Origin of the sequence: Algoriphagus sanaruensis (assembly GCF_001593605.1) — a bacterium.
GTDB classification, from domain to species: Bacteria; Bacteroidota; Bacteroidia; order Cytophagales; family Cyclobacteriaceae; genus Algoriphagus; species Algoriphagus sanaruensis.
The window spans coordinates 244,065-259,539 of record NZ_CP012836.1 but is presented as its reverse complement, the minus strand read 5'-3'; the positions used below and the strand labels follow the sequence as shown (position 1 = coordinate 259,539).

Annotated in this window: 13 protein-coding genes; 2 read left to right on the top strand and 11 right to left on the bottom strand. The window is 43.7% G+C overall.

Annotated elements, in window-relative coordinates; genetic code table 11:
- Window positions 1–81 precede the first annotated feature (81 nt).
- Both AO498_RS01220 and AO498_RS01215 read right to left on the bottom strand, forming a co-directional pair.
- Window positions 82–723, bottom strand: coding sequence for an alpha/beta hydrolase (locus tag AO498_RS01220; protein WP_067542609.1), 642 nt, complete (start codon window positions 721–723; stop codon window positions 82–84).
- 3 nt (window positions 724–726) lie between these two features.
- Window positions 727–1,206, bottom strand: coding sequence for a cytidine deaminase (locus tag AO498_RS01215; RefSeq protein WP_067542606.1), 480 nt, complete (start codon window positions 1,204–1,206; stop codon window positions 727–729).
- A 122-nt stretch (window positions 1,207–1,328) separates the two neighbouring features.
- Here AO498_RS01215 and AO498_RS01210 point away from each other — a divergent pair, with 122 nt between their 5' ends.
- Window positions 1,329–2,660, top strand: a complete 1,332-nt coding sequence (locus AO498_RS01210; protein WP_067542603.1) for a saccharopine dehydrogenase C-terminal domain-containing protein — start codon at window positions 1,329–1,331, stop codon at window positions 2,658–2,660.
- Between the two features lie 46 nt (window positions 2,661–2,706).
- On the opposite strand, the gene AO498_RS01205 is transcribed toward AO498_RS01210, so the two are convergent.
- From AO498_RS01205 to AO498_RS01165, 9 genes are all read right to left on the bottom strand, one after another.
- Window positions 2,707–3,768, bottom strand: a complete 1,062-nt coding sequence (locus AO498_RS01205) for a DUF4249 domain-containing protein (protein ID WP_067542600.1) — start codon at window positions 3,766–3,768, stop codon at window positions 2,707–2,709.
- A 3-nt stretch (window positions 3,769–3,771) separates the two neighbouring features.
- Window positions 3,772–6,177, bottom strand: coding sequence for a TonB-dependent receptor (locus tag AO498_RS01200; RefSeq protein ID WP_067542597.1), 2,406 nt, complete (start codon window positions 6,175–6,177; stop codon window positions 3,772–3,774).
- A gap of 5 nt (window positions 6,178–6,182) precedes the next feature.
- Entirely contained in the window at window positions 6,183–7,646 is a 1,464-nt protein-coding gene (locus tag AO498_RS01195; protein ID WP_082792169.1) for an IPT/TIG domain-containing protein, read from the bottom strand.
- A gap of 100 nt (window positions 7,647–7,746) precedes the next feature.
- Window positions 7,747–8,454: a tRNA1(Val) (adenine(37)-N6)-methyltransferase gene (locus AO498_RS01190; RefSeq protein ID WP_067542593.1), complete on the bottom strand. Its 708-nt coding sequence runs from the start codon at window positions 8,452–8,454 to the stop codon at window positions 7,747–7,749.
- Window positions 8,454–9,056 carry a DUF2179 domain-containing protein gene (locus AO498_RS01185; RefSeq protein ID WP_067542591.1) on the bottom strand — a complete coding sequence of 201 codons (603 nt, stop codon included), beginning with the start codon at window positions 9,054–9,056 and terminating at the stop codon, window positions 8,454–8,456. Before AO498_RS01185 ends, AO498_RS01190 begins: the two co-directional genes overlap by 1 nt.
- Window positions 9,057–9,131: 75 nt before the next feature.
- Window positions 9,132–10,295 (bottom strand): CynX/NimT family MFS transporter, encoded by a 1,164-nt coding sequence (locus AO498_RS01180; protein WP_067542589.1) that lies wholly within the window; start codon window positions 10,293–10,295, stop codon window positions 9,132–9,134.
- Between the two features lie 169 nt (window positions 10,296–10,464).
- The gene (hemH, locus tag AO498_RS01175) at window positions 10,465–11,496 is read right to left on the bottom strand and encodes a ferrochelatase (protein ID WP_067542586.1); all 1,032 of its coding nucleotides are present in this window, start codon (window positions 11,494–11,496) and stop codon (window positions 10,465–10,467) included.
- A 76-nt stretch (window positions 11,497–11,572) separates the two neighbouring features.
- Window positions 11,573–12,823, bottom strand: coding sequence for a cation:proton antiporter (locus AO498_RS01170; protein ID WP_067542579.1), 1,251 nt, complete (start codon window positions 12,821–12,823; stop codon window positions 11,573–11,575).
- Window positions 12,824–12,831: 8 nt separating this feature from the next.
- A complete protein-coding gene (locus AO498_RS01165) occupies window positions 12,832–13,662 on the bottom strand; it encodes a universal stress protein (RefSeq protein ID WP_067542576.1) in 831 nt (276 codons plus the stop codon).
- Window positions 13,663–13,879: 217 nt separating this feature from the next.
- Between AO498_RS01165 and AO498_RS01160 the strand changes: the two genes are divergently transcribed.
- On the top strand, window positions 13,880–15,466 hold the full coding sequence (locus tag AO498_RS01160) for a M14 family metallopeptidase (RefSeq protein WP_067550174.1): 1,587 nt from the start codon (window positions 13,880–13,882) through the stop codon (window positions 15,464–15,466).
- Window positions 15,467–15,475 lie beyond the last annotated feature (9 nt).

The window sequence follows — 15,475 nt, the reverse complement described above, 5'->3', positions numbered from 1 at the left end:
TTTTGGAAAAATAATGAAAGTCGAAATTTGATGAAATTGTTTCAATTTTAGCAATTCCCAGTCCAAAAATAAACGCGAAATCTACTGAGCCATGATTTTTTTTAATACCTCAGCAGGTAGTTCATGCCCTCCCTCGAAAATGAAAGGCTTACTATCCTTTTCCAACAGTTGAAAAAGTTCACGTTGCTTTTCGATGGATTCCTGAGTGATGAGTTCATCTTTTGTTCCAAGAACCGAGATAATTTCTGTGTTGGAAAATTTCTCCTTGGCAAGGTTCCATTGGAGATCGTGAGCAAATCCTCCCGACCATAAGATCAACCGCCTGATTTGACCTTCCCATCGGCTGGCCCAGCGGGTCGCAGTAGCTGCCCCTTGAGAAAATCCCAAGACGTTAATGGTTGGTAATACTTCAAAATTTTTCAAGATCTCCACCATCAATTGATCGAGGTATCGATGATTGTTTTCAATTGCAATTTCCCGCTCATGCTTGGTCATCCAATTGGCCCCAACACGCCCTTGAAAATCCTTCAGATATCCATAGTTGGTGCCTTCAGGTGCTAGAATAAGCGTTTCATTGCTATCGTAGGGGAGAAATTTGCGAATGAAAAACTCAGCCAACTGCCCATATCCATGAAACACCAGCCAAAGATGGTTTTCGTTTCCGCTTGGAGAATGTGAGATGCAATACTGGGCTTGATAGGGAAATGTCAGTGTGTTTTTCACCTTCTAGCTGTTGAGATCGTCAAACTTCAGGGGAAGTAAATTAGAAATGCCTTTGATTCGCATCACCTTTCCATTGGAGCACAAAATGAGCATGGTAATGGGCTTTTCAAAGCGATTCTCGACCTCATTGATCGTCTGGCGGCAGACCCCGCAAGGCGATACTCCTGCCCAGATTTCCTCTCCTGCACGTTGGGCAACTATCGCCAAAAGTTGTGGCGCTGCATCTGGAAAGTTGGCTCCGGCATACCCCAAAAGCAATCGTTCCGCACAAACACCCGTTGGGAAACTTACATTCTCCTGATTGGAGGATTGGAGGATTTCCCCATTTTCCAATAAAACCGCAGCTCCCACATGAAAGCCAGAATAAGGCGCATAGGCACGTTTTGAGACGGACTTAGCCCGGTCTAAAAGTGTTTTTTCGGTTGAAGAAAGCTCCTCGGGGCTTAATTCTTCCAGTTCAGACGTGAGATTGATTTTTTTCACGGAGTAAAATTTACTTTGGGAAAAATCGAACGATCAAAATACACAAATGTTCCTTATTTCTTCTGGAATTGACTTTTTCCCTCCAAAAAATATGGGCAACTTAGACCCATAAACCCAAGTGTATGAAGACCGTTTTGTTGCTCGGAGCCGGTAAATCTGCCAGTTATCTGATTGATTATTTTGCAGACTTAGCTCATAAAGAAGCCTGCCATTTTTGGATTGCAGACCTTTCCGTTGCTCATCTTGAGCCAATTCTGGCTACGAAAAAGGGAATCAAGTTAATTCCTTTGGATTCTGGGAACATGACCCAACGAAGGGATATCATTCAAAATTCCGATCTCGTGATTTCGATGTTACCGGCATTTATGCATCCAGAGGTAGCGCGGGATTGTGTGGATTTTGGGAAACATTTTTTCAGTGCCTCCTATGAAAGTGATGCCATCCGTGCCCTCAAACCAGAGATCGAGTCAAAGGGACTTTTCTTCCTCAATGAATGTGGACTAGATCCGGGTATCGACCATATGTCTGCCATGAAGATTATTCTGGAAGCAAAACAAAAAGGAGAGGAAATTCGATCGTTCAAATCGTATTGCGGCGGACTTTTGGCTCCTCAAAGCGAGGATAATCCTTGGAAGTACAAATTCACTTGGAATCCCAGAAATGTGGTTTTGGCGGGGCAGGCGACTTCCAGATATATGGATCAGGGCGAGCTCAAACTGGTCCCTTATCATCAATTATTTCGTCGCGTAGATGAGGTGTCTTTTGTGGGTCTGGGAAAATTTGATGGCTACCCTAATCGAGATTCACTTAGCTATCGATCCGTGTATGGCCTTGAAAATATCCCCACTATTCTTCGTGGCACCTTACGAAGACAGGGGTTTTGCCGCGCTTGGGATGTATTTGTCCAACTAGGGATGACGGATGACTCCTACCAACTTTCCCTTCCAGAGCATACCACCTATCGACAATTCTTGAATGCCTTTTTGCCTTGGGATGAAGCCAAAAGTGTGGAGGAAAAATTGGCAGATCTGATCCCGGAATTTGATTTCCCGACATTTGAAAAATTGCAATGGCTAGGCTTTTTTGAATCCATTCCACTTCCTAAAACTCAAGGTTCGCCCGCTCAACTTCTTCAATATATTCTGGAACAAAATTGGGCCTTGGAATCTGAGGATCAAGATATGATTGTGATGCAACATCAATTCGAAATTCAGACGGAACGTGGAATCAAAAAAATCACTTCCAGTTTGGTGGAAATCGGGAAAAATGAGCGCCACACTGCTATGGCCAAAACGGTTGGACTTCCTTTGGCAATCGCCGTTGATCTTTTTCTTCAGCAAAAAATTAATCTTCGGGGACTGCATTTACCTGTGATTCCGGAGTTATTTGATCCCATCTTAAAGCAACTGGAATCTTTCGGAATCAGGTTTACTGAAACGGTGATCGAATCCTAATAAAAACGGCTGCACTCTAAGAGCCAGCCGTTTTTTATACAAATGATCAATTCCCCCAATCCGAAGGAGGATCGACAGAGGCTCCGCTGATTTCTCGACAATCATCTGGGATGATGGCTTTATTTTGCTTGAAGGTCAGATCATCTTTAGAAATGTAAACTCTTCGTGAGGTTTCTCCTGCTGCGATGAAATACCCTAACACCACTTCATCTGGATTATCCAAGCTGATGAGATTTCCTCGGATGGTTGCTGGAGGGGGATCAAAGATTGACCCACTGATTTCTGCTTGCTGTTTGACCAATCTCAAAAAGCGATAGGCATCTGCAGAGATGCTATACTGCTTCAGATCAATTCGGTATCGATTGACAAAACGGAGTCCGTCGTCTTCGATAAAAGACACCGGGATTCGAGTGGTCAAGCCGTTGAAATTATCATCATTCGAGACAAATAGGCTTTGATTGTTACTGATTTCGTTTCGGAAACAAACTACACAGCAAGGTTTAGGCGCTGGTGTTCGGTTGGGATTGGCATCTGATGGACGAATGGTGAATAAATCCGGGCGTGTTTCCAAAATATAAACAGCAGGACCATTTTTCCAGAAATAGAAATTATCCTGATCTGCAGGATCATCGATTTCCGCAATCAGTTGGATGCCCGAGCGAGGGATTTCCTGACCTTCCACTGGAATGGTTAAAGTCTGCAAGCTCACAGCTGAAATTTCAGGCACAGACTCCACTTGCTCAGGAAAAGAGGTATATACTTTCCCGTCTGAAGTTTGAATTTGAAGGGTATAGGATTTTCCTACCTGAGCTCGGAATCCAGATGGAGTAAAATAACTGCCTCTTGCTTCGGCGCTTTCTGCCAAAAAAGTCACTACGCCTTCATTGTCTCTTACCACTACGGTGGCACCAGTTTCCGGTCTTACCAAACCTTCGAAAATACTTCCATAGGTAGCACTTCGAGTCAAGGTGATAGCATGTGGTCCCGGCCCGGAATGAATCATTCCTTCTACGGTAAGCAACTGTTCCCCTTCGGGTACTTGGACCTGATAAGGGTCAATACAGGCCATGGGCAACACTAAGAAAAGATAAATAAGTCTCTTAAACATGGCTTAAAATTTTATTGCATAACTCAAACTTGGCAATGGAATACCCAACAGGGCAAGTCGTAATGCTTGGGGAGGTGCTCCTTCGGCGTCATCAAAGAAGATGGAAAATGGATTTTTTCGTCCATAAACGTTGAGGACTGACAAGGTCCAATTTCCATCATAAAACTTGCCTTTACCTTTCAATTTGAAATTGAGAGATAGATCCAATCGGTGGAAGTCAGGCAGTCTTTCTTGATTTCGATCGTTGAAATACGCTAAGCTATTTCCGGAGTAGTCAAATTTGGCATCTGGGAAAGTAACAGGTCGACCGGTATTGTAGGCAAAGGTCGCCGAAACAGAAGTATTGGTGCTCAGCTTGTAATTTCCAATTAGAGTCAAGTCATGTGGCTTATCAAAATTGGAAGCATACCAAGCGCCATTGTTGATGTTTTCCTCTTCAAATGGAGTAATGACGCGTCGAAGCGCTCTAGAATAGGTATAAGACATCCAGCCTGTCAGACGACCCAGATTTTTCTTGATGTAAAATTCCGCACCAAATGCTCTTCCTTCAGCAGGAATCAGCTCAGTTTCGAGGTGATTTTGAACAATCAAAGTTGCTCCATCTTTGTACTCGACTACATTCTGAAGGTCTTTGTAATAGACTTCCACAGAGGTTTCGAAGATGTTTCCTTTGAAGTTGTTGTAAAAGCCGAGGGAAATCTGATCAGCAATTTGAGGCTTGAGGAAGCCATCACTCAATTTCCAAACGTCAGTTGGGGCAATGGTAGCCGTGTTTGAAATCAAGTGGATAAACTGATACATTTTATTGTATCCCAGTTTGATTGAACTGTATTTGCTCAAGGAATATCGAAACGAGGCCCTTGGTCCAAGACCATCGTAAGTCTGGATCACATCGCCTTTTCCGTACTGAGTTTCACTGATGGCACTTCCTTCCGAAACAGGTCTATTAGGGGCATATTGTCGGACGATTCGGTCTCCGAGGTATTGATATAAATCGTAGCGGACACCATACGAAAATCCGACTTTCTCCCCGAGTTCGAATTCATGCTGGAAATGTCCCGCAAATTCGCGCCCGTGTTCGTTTTGTACTTTTTTCGGCAAAATGTCTTGATTCTCTCCAGTTGGAATCAATTCTCCCGGTTGGATTTGAATATCCTTCATTTCTCCACCGAAGGAGAATTTTTGTTTTGGGTTTAGCGTATAAGTGAAAAACAATTTCCCTCCCAAGTCTTGAATATTGGAATTCAAATCGAAATCATTGATCCCAGATTGGTTGAAAATCCCATAATTGTACTGGGAGAGATAGCCCAGTGCTTCCATACTCAGCTTTTCGCTCATTTTACTTTTCCATTGAAAAGAATGAGCGTTGTTGTTCCAAGAGATGGTGGTGTCCGAAGCAAAAGCAAAGTCGTCATAGCTTCTGTAATAGCTATAAGTGAATTCATTATTATCAGAGATGGGAGCACTGATAATTACGTTTCCGTCGTAAAAATTGGCGCTTGAGTTATTCAGGGTCGTATTACTGAGAGATTGAAGTAGCCAATTGATGTAGGAAATTCGAAAACCTCCCAAAATCGAAACTTTACCTGGCACCACAGGGCCATTGAGTGAAAGCTTTCCTGAAAAATTGCTGACCATCAAGTCTCCTCCCCATCGATCTACACTTCCTGCCTTGGGTAGGATGTCCAAAATCGCCGAGCTTCTACCTCCGTATCTTGCCGGCACCACAGCTTTGTAAAGTGTGAGGTCATTGACCATGTCTGCATTGAATGCGGTGAATAATCCAAACATGTGGGAAGGATTATAAATCGGAGCACCGCCAAATTGGATGAGGTTTTGATCTACTCCGCCTCCCCGGACATTGAGACCAGCGGAAGCTTCACCTACTTGGCTTACCCCAGGAAGGGTAGCGAGCGAGCGGACGATGTCAATTTCTCCCATGAATGGAGGAAGTTCCCGCATGGTATTGATGCTGAGGGTGATTGCTCCCATATCGGTAGAGCGAATATTCTTTTCAGGATCCCTTCCAAAAATAACCACATCGTCCAACTCGAAATCTTCTTGGAGCATTCGAATAGAAAGCCTTCCATCACCCACTGCGGTGATCGGGTATTCTACTGTTTCATAGCCTACATATCGAAATTGGAGGTTGTACTCCGCTCGGTCGAGAACTAATTCAAATCCCCCATTGGTATCTGTAATCCGAGTCAAATTCAATTCAGGCACGGTTACCGTTGCTCCGACTAGGGCTTCCCCGGTGATCTCATCAATGATCCTTCCTGAGATTTTAATCCCTTTGAGTTGGCCGATGTCACGACCCACCACCTCGCGTTTCAGGGTGGAGTTTTGCTGCGCCCAAAGGGTAGAACTCCCCACAAGCATCAAAATAATTACCAGTAATTTTTTCATAAATATTAGATGGCTTCTGGTTCAAATCTGTAGAGTTCGAATGGGATGTTATCTCCAAAGACAGATACATCAGGGCCTCGGAGTAGGTAGATTTGCCCATTCCAAACAAAAGAGCCAACGGTGATACTTTGAGGGAAGCCGGTGTAATTGTTTTTAATTTTCCAAGTGAAGGTGTTGAGGTCTAGCTCCCACATTTCACTAGATCTTCGGAATAGCCCGATGTAAGCTTTATCCCCTAACACGACTGACATGGGGCTTACCCCAAGTCCAGCATCCCCGGGATAATTGGTTTTCAAAACCCAAGTTTGAGCCGAAGGATTAAATTCATAAATCACTCCACCAGTAGTGACCACATAAACCTTTCCCTGATAGACAAAATGAGAGGATTCGGAAGTGATAGGAATCGGTGATGGGTTTCTGGTCGTCCAAGTAGCTGATACAGGATCATACATTCGGACTTGATTGAAATTTTCCCTTCCTCCTATCACATACAATTTGCCCTCAAATTCCAAGGCCAAGGATTCTCTGGAATTGAAAGGGATGTCGTTGAGTTGCTCAAAACCGGAAGCTGTTTTTTTCCAAAATGATCGGTCATAGACAAATACATCCCGATCCACTTCTACCGCCCCTCCGCCTACAAAACCTCCTGCGGCAAAAGCAGCATTTCGTGGATTTCCTGGGAAATCAATTTCAGTCCAAGCGGTATTGGAAGGATTGTAAGATTGAAAGCTGGGATAAAGGTTTCCATTTTTTATTTGCCCCAAACCAATCAAAAATTGATTGTCGAAGAAAAAGGAAACTGTCTCGTACACTCGCTGAGATCCTGGAAATTCAGATACCTTGGTATACTTTCCAGATTGATATTCGAAGGTTCCTATTTCGATTACTTTTTCGTCCACTTGTACTTTTAGAGGGACACTGATTTCTCCTGCTGCCGCCGGGATTTGGACAATAAGCCGAGATTCGAAGGTGTTTTTGAGAATTTGAGCCTCTTGGGTGCCAAAGAATACTTTGGCCGATGTAGGAAGATTTCTTCCAAGAATCGTGACTTGTTGACCAGGTCGTCCAAAGGTCGGAAAGGAAGATTCTACGACAGGAGAAAGGGTCTGGAACTCCAAAATATCTCCGACGATGGACTCTCCATTGATCTCTGCAAAGGCACGGATAAAATATGGAGTTTCGATGTTCAAGCCTGAAAGTTCTCCGATGAATCTACCTGGGCCAGATTTTTCACCCAGCAAAATTCTGCTTGGTGATGAAAAATTTTGATCCGTAGCGATCAAAAATCCATGTTCTGTCGCGGTCAATTCTTGATTGGAGATGATCCGGCCGGTCGCACGGATACCCTCACTTCCAACATAAATGAGATCTTCTGTAGCGACAATAATCGGGGTATTTTCTTCTTCTGTACACGACCAAAACATGCTAAAAATGGCCAATACAAAACTACTCAACAGTATCCTAGACATAGGGATAGTAAAATTTTGATCTAAAATAGAGGGAAGTTTTCGACTCGGAAATAGACGTCAGTTATTTTATGTCTTTTTTGAGCGATAATTAGCCTTTTTTCTAATAATTCAGTAAAAATCCAGAAAGTAGGGATTGATATGCATTAGAATATTCCCCGCTCTCTTCCTTTAGGCAAATTTCAGTTTGGATTAAGTCTCGCTTCTGTTTTGAGAAACAAGCTACTTGACGAAAAATAGGCTTACTGCCTCGATCACGAATGGAAATCAAGTCCGAAAGTTCGATTCCCTTTGCTGCTCCGATTTTTACAAGCTCCTCCAATTGGCGGGGAGGAAGGATTACCCAAAATTTCCCCCCTGGGGTTAAAAGTCGTTGAGCCGCATCGATCAATTCCTCAAAAGACAGGGTGTCGGTATGAAGGGCTTTGTTGCGCTGCTCGTCATTGGATTTGAGATGATCAGGAAAATAAGGTGGATTGCTGACGATCAGATCAAACCCGATCGGGTCATAAAACTCCTGAATCGATCCATGACTCAGCTGTATTCGGGATCCAAATTTGCTTTCAGCGAAATTTTCACGTGCCTGTCCAGCTGCATCCTCATCCAGTTCAACCGTGCTAAGTTGGGCTTGGTCAAATCGCTGAGCAAGCATCAAGGCTATTACCCCCGTTCCAGTCCCAATGTCCAAAATCCTTTGGGGATGTTCAGCTTCTGAGAGGGTTCCCAAAAGAATAGCATCCGTGCTGATTTTCATTGCACAGCGATCCTGATGGATTTTGAATTGTTGGAATTGAAACCAAGAATTTCCCATCAGGTTCTTGCCTTACTGAAAAACCGTGAAGTAAATCCTGTTTTGTCTTCGACGACATTGAGTTCCTCTTCGGACACTCGCTTGACACTTTCGATCGTGTAGAAGGCCTTTTCGTCGATCTCTTTTACTTTGGAGATATACTCTTGCAATTGATCCCGCTTCATGACGGTAAATAATAGGTTTACTTTTCCATACCTGCCTTCTGCACCCACATTGGTGAATCGGTAGTTTTTCTCCTTCATAAATTCGATCAGGTCGGGAAGAGGATGAGGCGTGATCACTCGAACAAGAACCCGTCCCAAGGCCAATTTTTCATCCAAAGTCATTCCTACATAGGTTCCTGTTGCAAATCCACCTGCATAAGCAATGTAGGATAGCGGATTATTTACATTTTGGAAAATCTGCCCTATGGCCAAAAGCCAAATCATTGCCTCAAAAAAGCCTAAAATTGGGACGATGTTTTTCTTCCCATTCATCATAAACATGATGCGAAGTGTATTGATCGAAACGTCACCGATCCTTGCTACAAAGATGAGCAAGGGCATGATGATGTAGTTGAGCAAATTGTCCGAAAGGCCGATGGAATTGAATAAGTCTTGCATGGTATCTTCAAAAAGCTGTTGCAAAAATACCGCTTTTATTTAGAGCATGCGGAAAGAATCGGGATTAAAGGGGTTTTAGATTTTTTTGTCCTTGCCAGCGGGCAACCCAAAGTAGATGAATTGGACAGTCATGGCAAGTAGAAACCAGATTAGAATATTCCAATTGTCAAACACATCTAAGGATACTCCAAATACCAAAGGACCCAAGGCCGCCAAAACATATCCGGCCGACTGAACCATCCCTGAGAGTTTGGCAGTGGTCAAATCTTCCGCTGTACGAAGTGATATCAAGGTGTAGGCAATGCTCAAGCTTGCCCCACTTCCAACACCAATAATTGTCAAAGCTCCAAAGGTGATAAGTTCATGATGGAGAAATAAGGCTCCATATCCGATTAAATAGCCAAGTCCAACGCCAAGTACAACTCCTGATTGTTGACGCAAGCGAATGAGGAGACTTGGAGCAAAAAAAGTCCCTATCAAGGAAATCAACTGCATGTATGAAAGTGCAAGACCAGCCTTTACTGGGCTCATTCCTCTTGCGATAAGCATATCGGGAAGCCAGGTGATCATGGTAAAGTACATGACTGATTGGGCCCCCATAAATAAAGTCACCTGCCAAGCCAATCGGCTCTTCCATACATTTTTGGCTGGAAGAAGGTCTCCTTGGTGTCCACTTCCACGGGCTTTCAATTGCGGAATCCAAGCGATTAAAGCCAAAATCATCAGTCCTACCCATGCGACCAATGACCCACGCCAGCCAAGACCTAAGTCTTCGGCTAAGGGAACACTTATACCTGAAGCGATGGCTGCAAAAAGTGACATTCCTGTCGAGAGTAATGCTGTCATCAATCCGATTTTTTCTGGAATTCGGGCCTTGAAAAATGGAATCATCAGGACATTGGCGATTACAATTCCAATTCCTGTCAAAGCTGTGCCAAAATAAAGTAGTTCAACGCCTCCCAATACGCGGAGGATTACCCCAAAGGATAAAAGGGAGATTCCAAAAAATATCGCCTTTCCGTGTCCTAGCTTCTTACCAATCGTTGGTGCAAAAAGGGAGAAAATAGCAAACGTAATTAAACTTAAGGTGGTCAGAAATCCCGCCAAGCCATTGGAAATTCCCAAATCTTCTCGAATAAACGGAATCAAGGGGCCTACAGAAGCAATGGAGGTGCGCAGGTTGATCGAAATCAGAATGATTCCAACGATCAAAACTGCTTGGCTGCTGGATTTGGACATGAAGGGAAGTACGATTAACGAATTACGAGGTACGATTTACGACATTGAATCGCACTTCAAAAACTCTACAAATAAATTCAATCCTGGAGAAACAGGAGTGAAGATCATTACAATGTCGTAATTCGTCAATCTTACCGAGTATTTTATTCACTTAATTAGGAAGATCTTCTTACGATCGAGATTCCACCAAATCCTTCACACAGTCTACCCAAGTATCATTTGAGTTTAAGCTTGGCACCAATTCCCAATGTTCGCCTCCAAGTTCTTCGAATTGCTCCTTATACTCTTCACCAACTTCCACGGTGGTTTCCAAACAATCTGCAACGAAAGCAGGTGAGAATACTAGGACTTTTTTGACACCCTGCTTGGCAAGGTCTTTAATCATGTCTTCAGTGTAAGGTTTGATCCAAGGATCTTTACCAAGTCGTGACTGGAAGCAGGTGACCACCTTATCTTCAGGAAGACCTAGTTTTTCGGCAACTAAGCGGGTGGTTTGAAAGCATTGAGCACGATAGCAAAATTGGTTTTTCAATCCATACTTGTTGCAGCAGGCACCTAGCTGACAATATCCTTCCACACTACCTTTTCTGATTTGTCGCTCTGGAAGACCATGATAGGAAAAAAGGTAGCGATCGTATTCGTGTTTTTGCATGGCTTCTCGGCCAAGCTCAGCCCAGGCTTCCAAGAAAAGTGGGTGATCCACGTAGTTGCTGATCAAGGAGATTTCAGGAATGATCTGCCATCCTCGGGCAATTTCCATGACTTTATCCATCACCGAGCCATTGGTAGCGGAGGCATATTGAGGAAATAAAGGAACAACAATGATTTTTTTGACTTTGGCCTTCATGAGTTCGGCCATCCCCTTTTCAATGCTAGGATTTTGATATCGCATGGCGATACTCACAAGATACTTTTCAGGATCTAGCTTTTTGACCAGCTTGTCTTTGAGATCTTGGGTGTGAAAGAGCAAAGGTGATCCCCGGTCAGTCCAAAGTTTTCGGTATTCACCCGCAGACTTCGGCGCTCGAAAAGGGGCAATAATCAAATTCACCAGCATCCATCGAGGAATGAATGGAAAATCAATTACCCGGCCATCCATCAAAAACTCTCGCAAATACTTTCTTACATCACTGGTTTTGGTGCTGTCTGGTGTGCCAAGATTTACTAAGAGGACGCCGATTTTTGCTTTGTTCGTTGACATGAATTAGGGGGATTTCCTTTGGAAAGCCCAAAATTACTCGCTTTGTTTTATTTCTTCGATTGAAATACCAAATGTCTCATTGGGACTTTCCAGAAAATTGAAGCTTTTCAGACCAGCCCATCAATGGACCCGAAACAATGCTGGATAGTAAGGCTAAGATAACCAGTCCGATAAAGAGGGATTCGGAAACCAGTCCATTTTCCAAGGCAATCAATCCCAAAATGATATCCATACTTCCTCTGGCACTCAATCCAAAGCCGATCATCATGGAAGTGTTTCGCTTGAGTCCTGAGAGGCGACCTCCTAAATAGGCTCCGAAGTACTTGGTCAAAAATCCGACAATCACCACCACACCGACTACTCCAAGATCAAAGCCCTCAATAAAGTTGACCTTCAAGCCTATAGACACGAAGAAAATCGGGGCGAAAATATTGTTGATGAATTGGTGGAGAATCTCTTTCGCTTTTTCAGTCAAATGCTCAGAATCCCCCAAGGCTACTCCAATTATGAAGGCTCCGAAAATCGCGTGAATTCCGATAAACTCGGTAAAGGAAGCAGCCAAAAAGCAAATCGCTAAAGACAAAGAAAGCAATCCGCCAGGCCAAGCGAGGTTTTTGTTCGTCCAAGGGAGCACTCGATTGATCAGTCCCTTGCCAAGTGTCAGCATGAAAATGGTGAAAAACAAGGTGAGACCGATGGTGGGCCATACTCCCAATCCTCCTTTTCCGGATTCAGAAAGGGAAAGAATTACCGAAAAAACGATCCAACCCACTACGTCCACAATCATTGCTCCTGCGATAATCAGGAGACCTGATTTGGTTTTAAATAGGTTGAGATCCATCAAGATTCTCGCAATTACCGCCAAGGCAGTTATTGAAATGGCTAGCCCAAAGAAGGTGGAGGCCACAATCCGGTCGTGAATATTTACTCCAAGAAATTCTGGAAAAGCATACGCCACCACAAAACCGGCTATGATCGGTAATGCCATAGAGGCCAAGGCAATTTGCAAAGCGTTTTTACCCTGACTCCAGACGACTTGCAGCTCAACTTCTATACCTGCAATAAACAGCAATAAAACCACCGCAATCTGTACAAAGCCATCCAGAGCAATGTTGGTCATGTCATGAGTGGCAAATAGATTTTGGAAAAAATCAGGGAAAAGCGAGCCGAAAATTGTCGGCCCCAAAATGATTCCTGCTAAGATTTCACCCACCACGGCGGGTTGTTTCAGCTTTCGGGCGAGCTCTGAAAATACCCTCGCCATGATCAGCATGGCCGCTAGTTGCAGGAGGAGGTTGATCACCTCCTTATGGTTAAGAGTTTCCATGGAGGTGATTATTTTTTAACGATTAATAGGTTGCAAGGAAGAGTACTCAATAAATCCTCCAGGTCATGAGGAAAGAGTCGGTCGAAGAACGTCAAACTGCGGTCATCACCCACAATGAGTAAGTCAGCCCCTATTTTTTCACAATATTTTGCCAGCTCTGCGGCCCATTTTCCTCCGGTGACTTTGATATTGATTTTGAGATCAGAGGTATCGATGTCTTTGAGAATTTCTTCTACATAGGAAATTTCGTCTTGCACCAGCTTTCTTCGAGTCACTGATGCTTCATCCTCAGTTCCTTCGCTGGCAGTTCCCATCAAAAGGCCATACATCTTAATCTCATTCAAGATTGAGATTTGTTTTGCACTGGCTTTTTGACAGAATTCCAATCCTTTTCGAATGACCTCAGGAGTGATTTCCAATTGGGTGCCATTGATGACTACCTTTTCAAATTTGGAAGTTTCTAAGCTGGGTTCGATCAGAGTAAGCACCGAACAGGGTGATTTTCGGATCACTTTTCTGGCCACTGATCCGAGGTAATAGGTAAGCAAGCCTTCTTTTTTTAGGGCACCCAAAACCAATAAGTCCACGTTTTCTTCTGCGCAGGTTTTCAAAATGGTTTTAGCAGGCTTTCCTTCTTTCCAGAGCGTTTTGATTCGAGTGAGATCCGCGCAATATTTTTGAGTGATTTCGGCAAGCTTCTGTTCCAATTCGGGCGTTTTGACGCCGACATGGATAAGGATAAGTTCTCCTTGGAAAATCCCGATCAATCGCCTCGCTTCTGCGATCAAGGCTTCCATTCTGGGGGAAAAAGCAATGGCAAGGGCTACTTTCTGGTACATGCGAAACAGCTTAGTTTTTTCTGAAATACGTCAATTTTTACCGAAAGGACAATTTTTGAAAGTTTTCGTTGTCCATTTATCCTGACCCTTTTCCGTTGGAGTTGGAATTTTTCTCGCTGTTCAAGCAGGTGGTACTTATCTGCCAAATTTTTCTAAACTTCCCCAATTGATTTTTGAATCATTGATTTCAGAATTAACCCGAAAACAAAATTACCTCATGAGAAAACTACTAATCACCGGGCTATTGCTTGGGGGACTTTTGGGCCACGCTGCTACGGCCCAAACGGATTATCCCACGCTTGGCCAGGTTTCCCAACGACTCCAAAAACTCAGCGGAAATGCGGCAGTGGAGTTAAAAACCCTAACCAAGACCGTGGGAGGAAAGGATATTCAAGTCCTCAAAGTCGGCACTGGAAATAAGGATCAAAAGCCTGCAATCGCTGTGGTTGGAGGAGTGGAAGGGTTTCATGTGCTGAGTGTTGAGCTCGCTCTTCAATTTGCAGAAAAGCTGGTGGCGGAACATTCAGAAACCTTGGAACACACCACATTTTACATTTTTCCAAATATGTCCCCTGATGCCTATGAGCAATATCATGCGGCTTTGAAATATGAACGTCGAGGAAATGCCGTGCCAGCAGATCATGATCGGGACGGAAAGCAGAATGACAATGGCTATTCTGATCTAAACGGCGATGGCTTGATTACTTGGATGCGTGTGGAAGATCCGATGGGAGACTGGATGGTTTCCAAAGAAGATGAGCGCGTCTTGGTCAAGGCTGATCGGTCCAAAGGTGAGGCAGGAAAATACCTGGTGTTCAAAGAGTCCAAAGATGATGACAAGGATGGTTCTTTCGGTGAAGATCTCAAAGAAGGCATCGCATTTAATAAATCCCTCACCTATAAATTCCCCGTTTTTGAGCCATTAGCAGGTGATATTGCAGTTTCACAGCTTGAGTCTCGAGCCATGCTTGACTACCTGTTTGAGCAATGGAATATTTTCGCATTCGTTACTTTCTCTCCTGCGAATAACTTGAGCTCCCCACTGAAGTACAATGCTAGCGATGCTCGAAAAAGAGTAGTAACGTCTATTTTGGAAAAAGATCAAGCGATCAATGCCATGGTTTCGGAATTGTACAACAAGACCGTACCGGCAAAAGCATTTCAACAAACCAATCAAGGTACGGACGGGGATTTCTTCCAATGGGCGTACTTTCATTTTGCAAGATTGAGCTTTTCCACTCCTGGCTACTGGACTCCGGAGTATAAGGGTAAAACTAATGCTGAAGCCAATTATCTGGCTTGGGCGGATTCTTTGGGATGGGATTCATTCGTTCCTTGGACAGAAATCAATCATCCTGATTTTCCAAATCGAAAAGTAGAAGTAGGTGGTGTCAAGCCCTTTGTGATGGTCAATCCCCCGTTTGAAAAAGTAGGGGAAATTGTTGAGCAGCATACCGATTTTATTCTAAAGCTTGCTGCGATGCAGCCCAAGCTGGAGTTTCACAATTTAAAGACTGAATCCTTGGGAAATGGGCTGACTCGGGTGAGTGTGGATTTGTTTAATAATTCTCCACTTCCCACTCATTCCCAAATGGGAGAGCGCTCAAGATGGCTTCGAAAAGTGCGGGTAGATATCGATGTAGCGCCAGAAAAATTGATTTCTGGAGATAAAATTACCCTTGAAGATTCCCTCGGTGCCTATCAAAAAGTCACTTATAGTTGGATTGTTCGAGGTACGGGCAATGTGACGATAAAAGCGGGAGCTGCACATACTGGATTTGCTACTCAAACTGTAAAACTCTAAGCCATGAAG